Origin of the sequence: Rhizobium sp. SSA_523, assembly GCF_030435705.1 — a bacterium.
Taxonomy (GTDB): domain Bacteria; phylum Pseudomonadota; class Alphaproteobacteria; order Rhizobiales; family Rhizobiaceae; genus Neorhizobium.
Map to the genome: position 1 here is coordinate 154,573 of NZ_CP129380.1, position 15,029 is coordinate 169,601.

The window sequence follows — 15,029 nt, forward strand, 5'->3', positions numbered from 1 at the left end:
GAACCGGGCTTCCAGGCAAGATGGCTTGGCCGATTAGGCAAGAAAGCAGGAGTTTCCGGCAACACGCGGCCGGCAGGACGAGGGATAAACGGTCAGTCAGTTGGAGCCGACGTGGCATCCACTGTTCAACCGAGGAGACCGTCATGAACAATCTTGCAAACTGCCGTATCCTGATCCTCGCCACCGATGGCTTCGAGGATGCTGAACTCTATAGCCCACGTTCGGCGCTGCTCGATACCGGCGCCCAGGTCACGCTCGCATCGCCACGGCATGAACAGATCCGTGGCTGCATCTACAATGTGGAAACAGGCAATTCCGATCCTTCCGAGGAGACGATCATGCCTGACCGGCTGATCACCGATGTTGAAGCCGATCAGTTCGACGCGCTGGTCCTGCCGGGCGGTGTTGTCAATCCCGACAAGCTGCGGCTCGATCCGAAAGCCATCGCCTTGGTCAGGGACTTCGTCGCCGCAGGCAAGCCTGTCGCATCCATCTGTCATGGCCCCTGGCTGCTGGTCGAAGCCGACGTCTTGCGCGGTCGCCGAGCCACGGCCTGGTACTCGATCCGGACCGACCTCAAGAATGCGGGCGCTACCGTTGTCGACGAAGAGGTCGTGGTGGATGGCAACATCATTACCAGCCGCATGCCGTCCGATATCCCGGCCTTCAACCGGGCGATCGTCGCGGCCCTTCAGAAGTGAGCGCAAGGACACATTATCTCGGCCGATAGCTATAGGAGATCGCCATGAGCAGCAAATTCCAGCTTCTGATCAACGGCAAGGGCCGCGAAGGTTCGGATGGTGTCGCGGTTGATGTCATCAATCCGGCGACGGGTGAGAGCATCGGCAAGGTGGCCTACGGGTCGCCGGCCGATATTGACGAGGCCATTGAGACCGCGCGGCGCGGGCTCCAATCCTGGCAGGCAGTGCCGGCTTGGGAGCGCGGACGTATCCTGAAAGAGGCTGCCGGGATCATCCGGCGCGACATCGACCGCATTGCCGCGATGCTGACGCTGGAGCAAGGCAAGATCCTTGCTCAGGCACGTGACGAGGTTCATCGTGCCGCGGACTTTATCGAATGGGGCGGAGAACAGGCCCGCCGGATCGCCGGCCGTATTATACCGGGCCGACAGGCGGGCCAGCGCATCGAGGTCCAGCCACATCCGATCGGGGTTGTCGCAGCGCTCACGCCCTGGAATTTTCCCATGGCACTTGCTGCGAAGAAGTTTGCAGGCGCGCTGGCTGCCGGATGCGCCATCATCTGCAAACCCTCCCAGGAAACGCCGGGCTGCGTGCTAGCCCTGGCCGAGGCTCTGGTGGAAGCGGGGGTCCACCCCGCAGCTCTCGCCGTCGTTTTCGGCGACGCCAACCAGGTGTCGATGCAACTGATCGGTTCGCCGGTGATCTCGAAGATTACGTTCACAGGCTCGATCCCCATCGGCAAACGCCTGGCCGCAGCGGCGGGCCTGCATATGAAGCCGGTGACGATGGAGCTCGGTGGCCATGCCCCTGCTGTTGTCTGCAGCGACGTAGATCCGGAGGCAACGGCGGAACTGCTGGTCCGCGCCAAGTTCACCAATGCCGGCCAGATCTGCCTCTGCCCGTCTCGCTTTTTTGTCGAGGAAAGCATTGCCGAAAGGTTTGCGGCCCGCTTTGCGGAGATCGCGGCAAATCTGAAGGTGGGAGACGGTATGGATCCCGCCACCGAGGTCGGTCCCCTTGCCAATGAGCGCCGGGTCCAGGCAATCGCCCGCCTGGTTGACGACGCGCGGGACCGGGGTGCGCGGGTTCTTGCCGGCGGCAATCGTCTCGGCAATCACGGCTACTTCTATGCACCCACGGTTCTGACGGACGTCTCCGACGATGCAGGCCTCCTTCATGAGGAGCCCTTTGGACCGGTTGCCCCAATCCTGCCGTTCAGGGACGAGGAGGCAATGCTGCGAGCTGCGAACGGCCTGGAATTTGGCCTGTCTGCCTACGTGTTCACCCATGACGGCAGGCGTCAGCGCCGTCTCGTCGATGCGCTCCAATATGGCGCGGTGTCGGTCAACAGCAGTCTTACACACCTGCCTGAGGCCCCGCTCGGAGGCTGGAAAGACAGCGGCATCGGCACGGAAGGTGGCATCGAGATACTTGAGCCCTACACCATCACCAAGCACGTCAACCTTATCTAGCGAGGTCCATCGGGAAGACGGAATGGTTGCGCGCCGCCTCCTGCCCTTTTCCGCATGGCACCGAAAGGAGACCAGCCATGAGCAGTCTTTCCCTCATCGACTCACCCCTGTTCGGCGGCAGTTTTGTCGATGCCGACATGGGTACGGTGTTCGAAAGCGACGCCTTCGTGAGCCGCTGCGTCGAAACCGAAGTTGCCCTTGCAAAGGCGCAGGCCCGTCTCGACATCGTCCCGGAAACTGCGGCAGAGGCTATCGCCGTTGCCGCTCGGACGATCCGCTTCGACCAGTCCCGCCTCACGCGGGAGACTGAGCTCGTCGGCTATCCGATTTTGCCGATCGTAGAGCAACTCGCCGACGCCTGCGGCGAGGCCGGGCGCTACCTCCACTGGGGTGCGACGACCCAGGATATCATGGACACGGCCACCGTCCTGCAGATCCGTGCAGCGCTTATCTTGATCGAGCAGCGGCTGGTGGACACCATCGAAGCTTTGCGCCGCCTCGCCGCCGAGCATCGCGACACGCCGATGGCCGGACGTACCCATTTGCAACATGCACTGCCGATCACATTCGGCTACAAGGCAGCCGTTTGGCTCAGCGCGCTCGAGCGACATCATGAACGTCTGGAGCAGTTAAACCCGCGCGTTCTCGTCGTTCAGTTCTCCGGTGCTTCGGGAACGCTGGCCTCGCTCGGCGACGAGGGGCTTGCGGTTCAGGCGGAGCTGGCGCACATCCTTGGTCTCGCAACGCCAACCATCACCTGGCATTCGGCGCGCGACGGGATGGCCGAGGTCGTACAGGTCTTGGCGCTTGTCTGCGGCAGCCTTGCCAAGATTGCCTTCGATATCTCTGTTATGATGACTACGGAACTGGGTGAGGTATCGGAGCCCTATACGCGTCATCGCGGCGCCTCCAGCACCATGCCGCAGAAGCGAAATCCAATCTCCTGTGAGTTGATCATTGCTGCTGCCAAGATGGTCAGACAGCATGCCGGGCTAATGCTCGACGCTATGGTGCATGACTTTGAGCGCGCCACAGGCGCATGGCACGTCGAATGGGCGGCGATCCCGGAGAGCTTTGCGCTGACCTCCGGTGCGCTCGTCCAGGCCAGCTTCATGCTCTCAGGGCTCGTGGTCTATCCGGACAGGATGCTGGCGAACCTCGGACTATCGAAGGGGTTGATCGTTGCCGAAGCGGTCATGATGGCACTCGCGCCTTTGACCGGCCGCCAGACAGCCCATGACCTTGTTTACGCCGCCTGCCGCCATGCTCTGGAAACGGACAGGCCGCTCTTTGATGTGCTGGTGGAGGCACAGGATGTGGTGGTTCCGCTTGGACGCGAGCGTCTCCGATCGCTCACCGATCCCGCCAACTATCTTGGCTCCGCAGCGCGGATGGTCGATCAGATACTCAAGATCAAATCCCGGAGTTTGGAGAATTAGGCAAGTCTCGAAGAGGATCCAGCAACAGCGTGTTTGCGACCTCTGACATAACAGCCTTGTCACCAACCGGGTCCACCAGATCACAGGAGATCAGATATGAACACCGTTTCCATCGTCACCGGCGGCAGCCGCGGTCTCGGCCGTAACACCGCAATCAGCATTGCCCGTCACGGCGGCGATGTCATCCTGACCTATCGAAATGGCGCCGAACAGGCGGACGCCGTTGTGGCCGAGATCGAAGCTCTCGGTCGGAAGGCGATCGCCCTGCAGCTTGACGTGACGGATGTTTCTTCGTTTCAGAAATTTTCCGGCACTGTAAAGCAGGCTCTGACTGCCACGTGGAACCGCGATACGTTCGACCATCTGGTCAACAACGCGGGCCAGGGCGAAATGGCAAGCTTCGCTGAGACAACCGAAGCGCAGTTTGATGCACTCTTCAACACCCATGTGAAGGGCGTTTTCTTCCTCACGCAGACGCTCCTGCCACTGCTTGCCGACGGCGGACGCATCGTCAATTTTTCATCGGGCCTGACGCGCGTCTCGGCCGCCGGCTTCTCGGCTTACTCCGCCGCGAAGGGCGCGGTGGAAATCCTGACCCTCTACATGGCCAAAGAACTGGCGGCTCGTGGCATTACCGCCAACACGGTAGCGCCCGGCGCTATCGAGACCGACTTCCTCGGCGGCGCGGTGCGCGACATGCCGGACCTCAATGCGCAGTTCGCGGCCATGACTGCTTTGGGTCGGGTCGGTGTTCCCGACGATGTCGGGCCGATGGTCGCAAGTTTGCTCGGCCCTGAAAACCGCTGGATCACTGCACAACGCATCGAAGTTTCCGGCGGTCAGGTTATCTGACCAGAATTAGTGAGGTCGCTGTTATACACAGCGGCTTCCCCGTGTATTGAACGAGTCGAGGATCCCGGCCGGACCACGCAACCCACTCGTGTATAGGCTGATGGCCGCTCCGCGCGGTTAGAGCATCTTCGCGCTAGACCGTTCCGCGAGACCAGAGCTTTTCTGTAATCAGTTTCAGACCGAATACAGTGAGGGCGGTACCGACCGCTCTTTCAATCCAGTGGCCGGCGCGATCGTATGCCGCACGAGCCGGCGGGGTAGAGAGAAGCACGATAACGAGCCCATACCACGCGATCTCGAGCAGGAAACCGCCAAACAGTACTGCAAGTTTCGTCCCGAGCTGCGCGTCGGCGGGCATTGTGACGGCGTAAAGACTCAAAAAGAAGGTTACGACCTTCGGGTTGGAAAGATTGACAATAATTCCCATCCGGAGGCCGCGCCCCGCGGTATTCTTTGTGGGGAAGCTCCGTTCACCCGACTGCCTAGGCTTGGCCTCCAGCCAAGTTTTAAATCCCAGATAAACGAGATAACATCCGCCAGCGATTTGAACCAGGCCGGAAAGCCAACCAATGCGGGTCAGAAGCGCAGAAAGTCCCGCAATCGTCAGGATTGCATAGAATGTTGCGGAAAGGGCCAGTCCGATCGTCGCACCAACAGCCGCTTGTCGAGAGCCAGCCAAAGCAAGCCGCGAAATCAATGCGAAGTTCGGGCCGGGACTGACTACGGCCATGGCATAGAGGCCAAGTGTCGTCAGAATGATCATGATTTCCGGTGCCATTACGACCACCTCCACGGCTTCTGGCAATTTCGCATCGATTTTTTTAATACGGCTTGGACGTCGAAACTCGATGAACGCCCCCGATCAAGGAAAGTTCACGCGGTAGAAATTGCCTTCCCAATTCCCATTTGCTGTCAGCATAAGCTCTCCAGCAACTTATAACCCGCACCTAATGCGTGAACTAACGGGAACAAGCGATCGTGCAGCATGTTTAAGCCGTTCTCGATGCTGGCCGTGAACTGGTAGGTCTCCATTCATACCAGCCGCGGGCGTTCCCCTACGGGGTTGGAGCGATCGCGACGCTGGGGATCCCCTATCTACTCGCTATTCTCGCTTTGAGCACCACGTCAAAAAGCTCTCTGGTTTGGCGCTGTCCGTCTGCGCCTTCTCGATCAGCGGTCTCAGGGTGTCCTTGGCGAACTCTTCCATGGTTGTGGGCAGCGCTGGACGATCATTGAGGAACTTGACCCGCCCATCGTTAATAGCCGCCGCGGTGTTCTTGTCATAGACCCAACGATCGAGCGTTCCAAACTTTTCCCGAAATATCGTTTCGACCTCGGGATCGCTCGGATCGACAAAGCGATAATCCACCTCTTTGCCGAGCGCCCGACCGATCGTCGCGGCGATCTCGGTCATCGTGTAATCGATGCCCAGTTGCTCTACGGACCGGTGCTCGTCAGTCGGCGTTTCAAACTCCTTCGCCGCGAAATCAGCGAGGTCATGAATGGAAACCCAGGGCGCTTTGACATCGGGGGCTAGCGTAAAGCCAATCCTATCGTGCTGCGCGATTGCATCCGCCCACCTGGACAGGTCCTCCATGAACCAGCCACCCTGCAGGTGCACCAGGGTTATATCGCGTAGCCGGTTGAGGATTTGGTCCAGGATATGGAAGCCCTGAAAATGGCCTGTGTTTCCACTGAGTTCGGATCCCATTGCGGTCAGGCTCACGGCAAACTTCACCGGGGAATCCCGAAGTGCGTCGAAAAACCGAAGCGCGACCGCAGGGTAGTGTCCGTGAAAGTCCTCTGCCCCCCAAAGGGTTTTGACCATCAGGAAGGCGGCGTCGGCGTCTTCGAAGAACCTGCCAAGCTCACCATCGCCCGTGTCGAAGCTGCCAATGAACGGTTCTGCCCCTTTCGCGACAAGCGCATCAAGGGCAGGCCCTCCTCTCGAAAGAGCTTTGACTGAATGGCCTTTGGCCAAGAGGTTTTCGGTAAGTCGGGCACCGATCCTGCCGGTCGCCCCAACCACAGCAATGCGCATGGCTCATCTCCTACAGTTTGCTGAGCCAATTCTTACAGCATTGTCTTATGGGAAAAAGTGGAGATAATGCCATATGATCTCGAAATTGGGCCAACCTTCGAATAAGCCGCTTTGCGGTACCACGATAGATCTGAGCCTCTCGCATGGGCCGGCGATGGCCTTCAGAGTGGACTTCGCCGAGTATGAAGCAGAGGGGGTGCAGCACCAGCACCCGCAGGGTCAACTGATCCTAGCGCTCCATGGCGCGGTTACGTGCACCGCGGAAAGTGGGATGTGGGTCGTTCCACCCGACTGTGGACTGTGGGTACCAGGCGGCGTTCCTCACAGCAATAAGGTCACACCCAATGCTCGTCTGACATACCTGTTTGTCGAGCCCGGCGCGGCCGCACTTCCGGGTGAATGCTGCACCCTTTCGGTATCGCCGATGCTTCGGGAGATGATACACCGGATTGCGGACCTAGCGGAAAGGGATGTGCCCGACGCTCATGTCGATCGCCTCGCGCGTGTCATGCTCGATGAGCTGGCATTGATGCCGCGTGAGAGGCTGGAGCTGCCTGTATCCGACCATCCAAAGATTGCCTTGATCGCTACAGCGCTTTTGGCAAACCCGAGTGATCGGCGTACCCTCGCCCAGTGGGCCGAGCATGTCGCCATCAGTGAGCGAACGTTGAAGAGGCTTATGGTCCAAAAGACGGGATTGAGCTTCGGCCGTTGGCGGCGCCAGCTGCATTTGGTCATCGCGCTGCGGGAACTTGCAGGCGGTGCAACAGTTCAGCGGGTCGCAGGTGATCTAGGGTACGAATCCACAACGGCCTTCATCGTGATGTTCCGAAAGGCACTTGGGACCACGCCATCGCGCTACTTTGCTGATTGTTGATTTGCGCTGAGAACTGACCCGGGGGGGTGGCTGGATGATCGGGCGCTGGTTCGAACCCATTCTAGGCGAACACGCCTGCAACGCAGCTCTCTTGGGGCTCCAAGGCTGGTGTGCCATGACCGTTGTGCCGGTTGTCGCTGTCCGTGGCTCGGCGCAGATAATCAGCCGATCTGCTCGCACCACTGCGCTGAAAGCGGCTTCTGCATCGCCTTGAGGTAGATCACCGCCTTGCCGAGAAAAATCAGCACCGCCTCGCGGTAGATCTGGAATTGGACGAAAGCCGTCGGCGCCCAGTGGCCCCGATCAATGGTCCGTGTGTTCAGGTCAAGGTCCGAGTAGCGCCCCACAACCTGCTCGAACTCGTCGTCTGTCAGTACCGGAGCAATACTCCCCAATAGTGCCGTTTGAATCTTCCCCAGGTGCTGTGGCCGCCGGTCTTCCGGGGCGCGCGCCGGAAGACCGGCGGCGCGTCATCGCCAATACTCCTTTCGATGGTCGGAAGGGGGATTTTGGTGATCAAGCTGAGGGAGACGATCATGATCCTGGAACTGCATCAGGAGGGCCTGACAGTGTCGGCCATTTCCAGACAAACGGGCATCGACCGCAAAACGGTGCGCAAATACATCGAACGGGGACTTGAGGCTCCAGCCTATGGCCCACGAAAGCCGCGTACGACGGTGATCGATCCGTTTGCCGCCTACCTGCGGGAACGGGTGAAGACCTATCCAGGCCTCACTGGCAGTCGACTGCTGCGAGAGCTGCGGGAGCGCGGCTATACTGGAGGCTACACGGCAGTGACGGATTTTCTCCGCGATGTGCGACCTCCGACAGCTCTGGGCTATGAGGTTCGTTTCGAGACGCCACCCGGCGAGCAGGCTCAGGTTGATTTCGCCCAGCTCCACGTCGTCTTCACCGACGAACCCATGACGCCGAGGATCGTCTGGCTGTTTTCCATGGTGCTGGGGCACAGCCGCCTCATCTGGGCGCGCTTCGTCATGCATCAAAACCTGCCGACTGTCCTGCGCTGCCACATCGCCGCCTTCGAAGCTCTTGGTGGCGCTCCCAGCGAGGTGCTTTACGACCGGATGAAGACGGCCGTCATTGGCGAAGGTCAGACCGAGGGCATCGTCTATAACCGTGCTCTCATCGACCTGGCCCGTCATTACGGCTTCCACCCGAAGGCATGTAAGCCTTACCGGGCGAAGACCAAGGGCAAGGTCGAGCGACCGTTCCGCTATATCCGCGAGGACTTCTTCCTGGCTCGCACGTTCCGCAATCTCGACGACCTGAATGCTCAACTCCAGCACTGGCTGGACACCGTCGCCAATCCAAGAAAGCATGCCACTACCCTTCGCGTCGTCAATGAAGCTTTCGCAGAGGAGCGGCCGCACCTGCGACCATTGCCGCTGGCACCGTTCAGAGCCGTCCTGAAGCTGGAACGCCGGGTGTCGCGTGAGGGCATGGTCAGCGTTGGCGGCAACACCTACAGCGTTCCGGATGCTACGCGAAGCCGGATGGTCGAAGTCCATTCTCTCGCTGACGAGGTCCGCATATTCGAGAGCGGCACGCTGATCGCAGCTCATCCCGTTCTGGAGGGCCGCAAACAGCGCCGGGTTCATCCGGATCATCGGCGACCTATTCAGCCACAACACCGGCCCAGGACACGGGATGAGTCCCACATCGTCAAACCTGTCGGCGACACCGTGCTGCAGCGGTCGCTCGCCTTCTATGATGCCGTCGGCAAGGTCCTGGCGCAGGAGAACAGGCCATGAGCGCCACCCTCGATGCCATTCCGTCCATGATTGACCGTATTCGGCATGATCTCGTCGGCCTGAAGATGCCGCGCGCATTGGAAGCGCTTGACCATGTCGTGCGCCGCCTCGAACACGGCGAGCTATCTGCACTTGAGGCCATCGACATCCTCCTTTCGGAGGAACTGACCCTGCGTGAGAACAGCCGCATCAAGACGGCGCTGCGCATGGGCAGGCTCGCTACGATCAAGACACTCGCTGGCTTCGACTTCACCTTCCAGCCTTCACTCGACCGAGATCGCATCTTCACCCTGGCGCAGCTCGGCTTCGTTGATCGGCACGAGGCTGTGCATTTCCTTGGCCCGCCTGGAACTGGAAAAAGCCATCTTGCCACGGCGCTCGGCGTTGAAGCCGTCAAAGCTGGAAAGAGCGTATACTTCACGACCCTCGCTGACCTGATTGGTTCGCTTGCCCGTTCCGAACGCGAAGGTCGACTCCAGGAGCGTATCCGCTTCTTCTGCAGGCCGAGCCTACTGATCGTCGATGAGATCGGCTACCTGCCCGTCGTCCAGGGCGGCGGCAATCTATTCTTCCAGCTCGTCAACGCCCGGTATGAACGTGGTGCCATGATCCTGACGTCAAATCGCGGCTTTGCAGAATGGGGCGATGTCTTCGGCGATCCCGTTGTCGCAACGGCACTGCTCGACAGACTGCTTCACCATGCCGTCGTCGTGCAGATAGAAGGATCAAGCTATCGGCTCCGGCAGCACGCAGAGCTGATGCCGGAACATGTCCGATCCAAAGCCCTCATCGCACCTCCGGCCTTCGCCCCACCTCAAAAACCACGAGGGCGGCCGCCGAAAAATCCTCAATTCTCCCTGGCGCCCACATCGGCATAATTGGGGAATTTTACTTCGGCACTTCTGGGGAAAATTCACGCGGCATTGACATCGTCGAGCTCCGTCCACCAACGTTGCAGCTTGGCGACCGTACAAGCGGTTCTGGGATCGCTGTAACGGAGCGACCAGTCGATGCGAAACGTCACGAACGACCGGATGTAAACGAATTGGATCTGGCCGTGCTCCTCGCATAGTGCGCCTAACGTCAGGTTGTCTCCCGGAAGCCGGAACTGTAGGTCTTCCTCGGTTAAGAGCTCGAGGAGATCGTAACGCAAACTCTGAGTCGCGCGGAGAGGAAACTCATCCGAGATTAGGCAGTTCATTCGTTTCACCCTTCACCCTCGCGTCGTCAAGCGTGCGAGCCCGTTTAGGCACCTAGGCGCTTCAGGTTCGACACGGTCCGATCGCTGACGCTTTCGCCGGTGTTTAGGGTGGAGGCCGGTTCGAACATCAGCACCACCGGTTCCAGGCTCAGCGATCGCGGCCGGTGCTCGACCCCGCGGGGCACGACCAGGAACTCCCCCTCGCCGAGTTCAACCACGCCGTCGCGAAAATCGATGGCGATGCGCCCGCGGATTACCAGGAACGCTTCGTCCTCGCGCGCATGGGAGTGCCAGTCGAACTCCGCGCCGAACTTGGCGACCTTGACCTGCGCGTCGTTGACGTCGGCGACGACATGCGGATCGAAGACCATCGCGATCTGCCTGTCGACCGCCGCCAATATGTCGATCTTTTCGGGGACCATAACTTCACTCCTCTGTTGAGGCGGTGGCCTCCGCCTGTATTGGTTTGTTGATTTGCGCTGAGAACTGACCCGGGGGGGTGCGGATAAAAAGTTGGACTGCTTCATAAGTTCAGGCCGAGGCTCTGACGATACTCGACCGGGCTGAGCGAGCCTAGCGATATCTTGATGCGCTTCTCGTTGTACCAGCGGATGTAAGCATCCACCTCGGTGACGAACTGTTCGATCGTGATGGTTTTCCAATCTCGTGGATAGAAGAGTTCCGTTTTCAACCGGCCGAAGAAGCCTTCGCATGCAGCGTTGTCTTGTGAGCAGCCCTTCCGGGACATTGAGCGAACCATCTGCGCGTTGCTGATCCGTGTTAGCCAGCCGGGCCAACGATAATGAGCTCCGCGATCGGAATGTATGATTGGCCGGTCCTCCCTGTTGGTCACGGTCCTGATGGCTGCATCCAGCATGGTATTGACGAGACCCGCATCTGGTTGCGTTCCAATCGCGAACTGATTACCATGCCGTCGAAGCAGTCGATGATGGGCGAGAGGCACACCTTCCCGGCCGGGATCTGGAACTCGGTGATATCCGTCAGCCATTTTACGTTCGGCGCTTTTGCATGGAAGTCGCGATTGATCAGGTTCTCGGGCGCCGGGCTGATTTCTCCCAGATATGATCCAAACCGCCGTCGACGCGGCCTGGCGACGACCAACTGCTCTTGCTTCATCAAACGCTGCACAACCTTTTCCGAGATTGTCACGTTCTGCCTGGCCAGCGACGCCTGCAATCGGCGATAGCCGTAGCAGCGACGGTTTGCTTCGAAGATTTCCGCAAGGCTGTGACGAATGGCGGCATACTTGTCTGCCAGACACATGCGTGTGCGATGGTAAAAGTAGGAGCTCCGGGCAATTCGGAGCTGGGCCAGCAGCTCTGGCAAGCGATAAACTTCCTTCAGGGCGTCAATCAGCTGTGTCTTCTCCCGATTGCTCAGGATCTGCAGATCGACGCCCAGGTCTTTTTTTATGAGTTCGTTGGCCTTCTTCAGGAGATCATGCTCAAGTTGCAACTGGCGGATATCACGCTGCAGGACTTCAAGCTGTCGCTCGAGTTCATCACGTTCAGGCACCTTGGAGTTCGCTTTGCGGCGTTTCATGGATGATGGGGCCTCATGACCGAGAAGCTGGTCCTTCCAGCTGTACAAGGTCGGCCTTGAGACGCCCAGTCGGTCAGCTACCTGTTGTGCGGTTTCATCTCCACCGTATAGCCCGATGACACCAGCCTGCCGAACATCCTCGCTATAACCCGGATGCCATGACCGACCGACCATCGATGTTTGCGTCTCCGGAAACGCCTCACGAACCCAAGCGGTCAGTGTTCCTCTTCCAGGATAGCCGAGCGCCCTCATCGTCGCGGAGATGCAACGATCATGGGTGCGAAAGTGCTCAAGTGCGGCCTGCTTTTGGGCCTCGGAGAATTTCGGTGCTCGAGCTACCGCCTGAACACGCAAGTCGCGGTTCTCGACGTACTCCCGGTACCAGCCCTTCAGCGCATTCTTTGTAGGATAACCCAACTGCCGAATGGTCGCGTTAAGTCGCTTGCCCAGCCTGAGATACAGCTCGACCGCTCGAAGTCTGTCTGCGTAGGAATACATGAACTACCTCCTTGGTGGTCCAAGCTTTCGTCCGCACCCCCTATCCCGCGATCCCGGGTCAGCTCTCAGTGCAAATCAACACTCGCTTTCTTTGGCGCCTATGTGATGCTCAACCTCGCGATCATGGCCTATGCCATTCCGGAAATGCGGGGCCGCCAGCCCTACAATCAGTGGCTCTCGATCATCAGCTTCTGGATGATGTGCATGGCGGTGTCGGTGATGACCTTCGCGCTTACCTTTGCCGGTGTGCTGCAGGTGCATCTGCAGCGCGTGCTGGGTGAAAGCTACATGGCGGTGCAGGACCAGTTGGCTCTGTTCTACTGGGTGCGTCTCGGCTCCGGCGTGGTTGTGCTGGTCTCTGCCCTGATATTTGTCTGGGCGGTCTTGATGCCGGGCAAGGAAAAGGCTCCTGCATTTGGCGGCTATGCCGAACCTGCCGAGTGACGTTTCTGCCCCGCCTGCCTTTCCTGAGGCGGCGGGGCTTTCTCCGACCATGCAAGGATCAGTCCCATGAATATCATCGCCCGCAATCTTGAACCTGAAATCCCGGCCTATTCCCCTCTGGGCAACGAATGCCTTGTATTTGAGACCGCCTGGACGCGGCAATTACCGCTCCTCCTCAAGGGGCCGACAGGCTGCGGCAAGACCCGCTTTGTCAGCCATATGGCTGAAAAACTTGGCCTGCCCCTCACCACCGTATCCTGCCATGACGATCTTGCCGCAGCCGATCGTTTCGCTGCATGATAACGCGGACTGGCCTGAGGCATCACCGGACCAAGCCAAGGTTCCGGAGCCAGCCGAGGATATGGTCATCAAGGCAAAACACCAAGCTGACTGTGCGCCGACTAATGATCCTCGCTGCCTTGAAACATCTCAGCCGTTATGGTCGGGGCAACCGCCTCCAGGACAGTGACTGTCACGAGAAGTTCGCCGTCGGCGCCCGCAATCTGGATGCCGTCAACGTCGAGATCGAGCCCATTCATAAGGCGCTCACTGACGATCTCGCGTAGGGCTCTGATGGCGACCGTCTTCGCGCTTGTAAGGTCAGGATAACTTGAACCCTCGGAATCGTGGACGACGCCGTCCGGTACGATAAGGTGCAGGAAGAACTGTGGCATGATCTACGGCCTGTTTCTTGTTGACGAACAGGCATATCAGCCAAAGGTTCCGTAAAGATTGTTGCAGCAGTCATCACACGCTTGTGGACTGACGCAGGATCATGATCTTCCCACGAAGAAGGGATGGGACCGCCGTGTGGGGGGCGTTAGATAAACTCACGGCGATCCCGTGCCGACCGAACATCGGCACTGCATCCTGACGCGGCGGTGCCGAACTGTCCATAAGGAAACGGCAACGTCACCTACGGCGTGGCCAGTCAAAGAAGTCGTAAAAGTAATACGCTGACAGGGTCAGCAAAACAAGGTGTATCCATGCGCACACGTGAAGCGCGCTTACGGAGCCGGTCAGCGCGCTATGCGCCGACAGGCACAGAGAGACTAGCGGCAGTCCGACAAATACAAGAGCGAACAGCGACACGATCAAAATGGCAAGACAGGTGCGGAACGTGGACATACCCCGCGTTGTGCAATTTCTTTGAGGCATTGTCAGCGTCAATCTTAGTTAATGGTTAATTAACAGGAAGGCAGGACGATGAACGACACCTGACTTTAGCATAGTGAGTATCAATACGTTCATGGCCTGTTCACTCAGCGTTCGCACTACGTGTCGACCTAAACCAAAATTGGTGGGCTAAGATTAGTAGCCGCCGATACCGGCAGGAACACCACTGCGCAACGTGCGTCACAAGGGGCGGATCTTGGCCAAGCGCCCCATCATCTATCCAGCTCACCCATCTGAGTGATGACAGCGAAGAAGAATCGGGGCTAGAGTCGCGCGTCAACTTAGAGGAGATTTTATGCGCAATGTCATACTCGCTTTCATGCTTGCAGTTGCAGCCGCAATTGGTGTGTCGTTGACGCCGGCGGTAGCTGCTCAGAAGAAGACGCAGTCTCAAGCAAGCGCCTGGGACGGCACGTGGTCCGGGATGAGCAGCGCAGGTGGACGGACTACAGTAAAGATTGCCGGCGGAAAAGTCACATACTGGACTAACAACGGTTTTGCTCGTCCCAAGGCAACCGGAACCGCAAAAGGGAATAGCGTCAGCCTCGATGACAACAACGGCTGGAAAGCGACAATGACGATGCAGGGCGAAAGCAAGGCTCGCATTACAGCTGCAGGCATGGGCAACAACGGCAAGCCAGCAAAAAACACCGCAGTGCTGACAAAGCGGTAAGTCGCAGAGCGGGCGTTGGTGACCGGTGCCGGCGCCCTCAGATCATGATCCGTTACCGGCTAGGTATTTGCGACGCTCACGTACAACGCGACGCATCCATCATCAGCACCAGATCGCTGGAATTGTTCACGGGGCTAGATGCAGCAATTCGGCCAATTCGAATTCACCGTCCGCTGTCTGGAAAAGCAGTTGTCTGCCCAGATTAAGTAGATGCTGGCACAATAAGGTCGCCGGTATTGCCCTATCTGCGCTGCTTGGCTCAAAGGCGCCCTTACGTCAACAGTGCGCCCGTTAGTAAGTCGGCGCGCCGGTGGATCAAG

Annotated in this window: 14 protein-coding genes and 2 pseudogenes; 10 read left to right on the top strand and 6 right to left on the bottom strand. The window is 58.9% G+C overall.

Annotated elements, in window-relative coordinates; all coding sequences use genetic code 11:
• Positions 1-143: 143 nt before the first annotated feature.
• From QTJ18_RS01020 to QTJ18_RS01035, 4 genes are all read left to right on the top strand, one after another.
• A complete protein-coding gene (locus QTJ18_RS01020) occupies positions 144-701 on the top strand; it encodes a type 1 glutamine amidotransferase domain-containing protein (protein ID WP_252755048.1) in 558 nt (185 codons plus the stop codon).
• 44 nt (positions 702-745) lie between these two features.
• Entirely contained in the window at positions 746-2,173 is a 1,428-nt protein-coding gene (locus QTJ18_RS01025; protein WP_252755047.1) for an NAD-dependent succinate-semialdehyde dehydrogenase, read from the top strand.
• Positions 2,174-2,250: 77 nt separating this feature from the next.
• Positions 2,251-3,612 (top strand): class-II fumarase/aspartase family protein, encoded by a 1,362-nt coding sequence (locus tag QTJ18_RS01030; protein WP_252755169.1) that lies wholly within the window; start codon positions 2,251-2,253, stop codon positions 3,610-3,612.
• A gap of 96 nt (positions 3,613-3,708) precedes the next feature.
• Positions 3,709-4,464: an SDR family NAD(P)-dependent oxidoreductase gene (locus QTJ18_RS01035; RefSeq protein ID WP_252755046.1), complete on the top strand. Its 756-nt coding sequence runs from the start codon at positions 3,709-3,711 to the stop codon at positions 4,462-4,464.
• 133 nt (positions 4,465-4,597) lie between these two features.
• On the opposite strand, the gene QTJ18_RS01040 is transcribed toward QTJ18_RS01035, so the two are convergent.
• Both QTJ18_RS01040 and QTJ18_RS01045 read right to left on the bottom strand, forming a co-directional pair.
• On the bottom strand, positions 4,598-5,242 hold the full coding sequence (locus QTJ18_RS01040) for a LysE family translocator (RefSeq protein WP_252755045.1): 645 nt from the start codon (positions 5,240-5,242) through the stop codon (positions 4,598-4,600).
• A 324-nt stretch (positions 5,243-5,566) separates the two neighbouring features.
• The gene (locus QTJ18_RS01045) at positions 5,567-6,505 is read right to left on the bottom strand and encodes an NmrA family NAD(P)-binding protein (protein ID WP_252755044.1); all 939 of its coding nucleotides are present in this window, start codon (positions 6,503-6,505) and stop codon (positions 5,567-5,569) included.
• A gap of 73 nt (positions 6,506-6,578) precedes the next feature.
• On the opposite strand from QTJ18_RS01045, the gene QTJ18_RS01050 reads away from it, so the two are divergent.
• On the top strand, positions 6,579-7,382 hold the full coding sequence (locus QTJ18_RS01050) for an AraC family transcriptional regulator (RefSeq protein WP_252755043.1): 804 nt from the start codon (positions 6,579-6,581) through the stop codon (positions 7,380-7,382).
• Positions 7,383-7,543: 161 nt separating this feature from the next.
• Here QTJ18_RS01050 and QTJ18_RS01055 read toward each other — a convergent pair whose 3' ends face one another.
• Entirely contained in the window at positions 7,544-7,777 is a 234-nt protein-coding gene (locus tag QTJ18_RS01055) for a hypothetical protein (RefSeq protein WP_252755042.1), read from the bottom strand.
• A 117-nt stretch (positions 7,778-7,894) separates the two neighbouring features.
• Between QTJ18_RS01055 and istA the strand changes: the two genes are divergently transcribed.
• The gene (gene istA, locus QTJ18_RS01060; protein ID WP_252755041.1) at positions 7,895-9,154 is read left to right on the top strand and encodes an IS21 family transposase; all 1,260 of its coding nucleotides are present in this window, start codon (positions 7,895-7,897) and stop codon (positions 9,152-9,154) included.
• Complete coding sequence (gene istB / locus QTJ18_RS01065) at positions 9,151-10,032, top strand: IS21-like element ISRel3 family helper ATPase IstB (protein WP_252755040.1); 882 nt, start codon at positions 9,151-9,153, stop codon at positions 10,030-10,032. Before istA ends, istB begins: the two co-directional genes overlap by 4 nt.
• Before the next feature lie 367 nt (positions 10,033-10,399).
• On the opposite strand, the gene QTJ18_RS01070 is transcribed toward istB, so the two are convergent.
• Positions 10,400-10,777 (bottom strand): cupin domain-containing protein, encoded by a 378-nt coding sequence (locus tag QTJ18_RS01070; protein ID WP_252755039.1) that lies wholly within the window; start codon positions 10,775-10,777, stop codon positions 10,400-10,402.
• Positions 10,778-10,878: 101 nt separating this feature from the next.
• Positions 10,879-12,416, bottom strand: a protein-coding gene (locus QTJ18_RS01075; RefSeq protein ID WP_301557735.1) for an IS3 family transposase whose coding sequence is annotated in 2 segments (ribosomal slippage) — positions 10,879-11,273 and positions 11,273-12,416 — 1,539 coding nt in all. Because the reading frame shifts where the segments join, the coding sequence is not laid out codon by codon here.
• 81 nt (positions 12,417-12,497) lie between these two features.
• On the opposite strand from QTJ18_RS01075, the pseudogene QTJ18_RS01080 reads away from it, so the two are divergent.
• Positions 12,498-12,860: pseudogene (locus QTJ18_RS01080) on the top strand (cbb3-type cytochrome c oxidase subunit I); the annotation flags it as partial.
• Between the two features lie 66 nt (positions 12,861-12,926).
• Positions 12,927-13,145 (top strand): annotated as a pseudogene (locus QTJ18_RS01085) (AAA family ATPase); the annotation flags it as partial.
• Between the two features lie 116 nt (positions 13,146-13,261).
• Here QTJ18_RS01085 and QTJ18_RS01090 read toward each other — a convergent pair.
• Complete coding sequence (locus tag QTJ18_RS01090) at positions 13,262-13,534, bottom strand: DUF6894 family protein (protein ID WP_252755534.1); 273 nt, start codon at positions 13,532-13,534, stop codon at positions 13,262-13,264.
• Positions 13,535-14,331: 797 nt separating this feature from the next.
• Here QTJ18_RS01090 and QTJ18_RS01095 point away from each other — a divergent pair.
• Positions 14,332-14,709 carry a hypothetical protein gene (locus QTJ18_RS01095; RefSeq protein ID WP_252755533.1) on the top strand — a complete coding sequence of 126 codons (378 nt, stop codon included), beginning with the start codon at positions 14,332-14,334 and terminating at the stop codon, positions 14,707-14,709.
• Positions 14,710-15,029 lie beyond the last annotated feature (320 nt).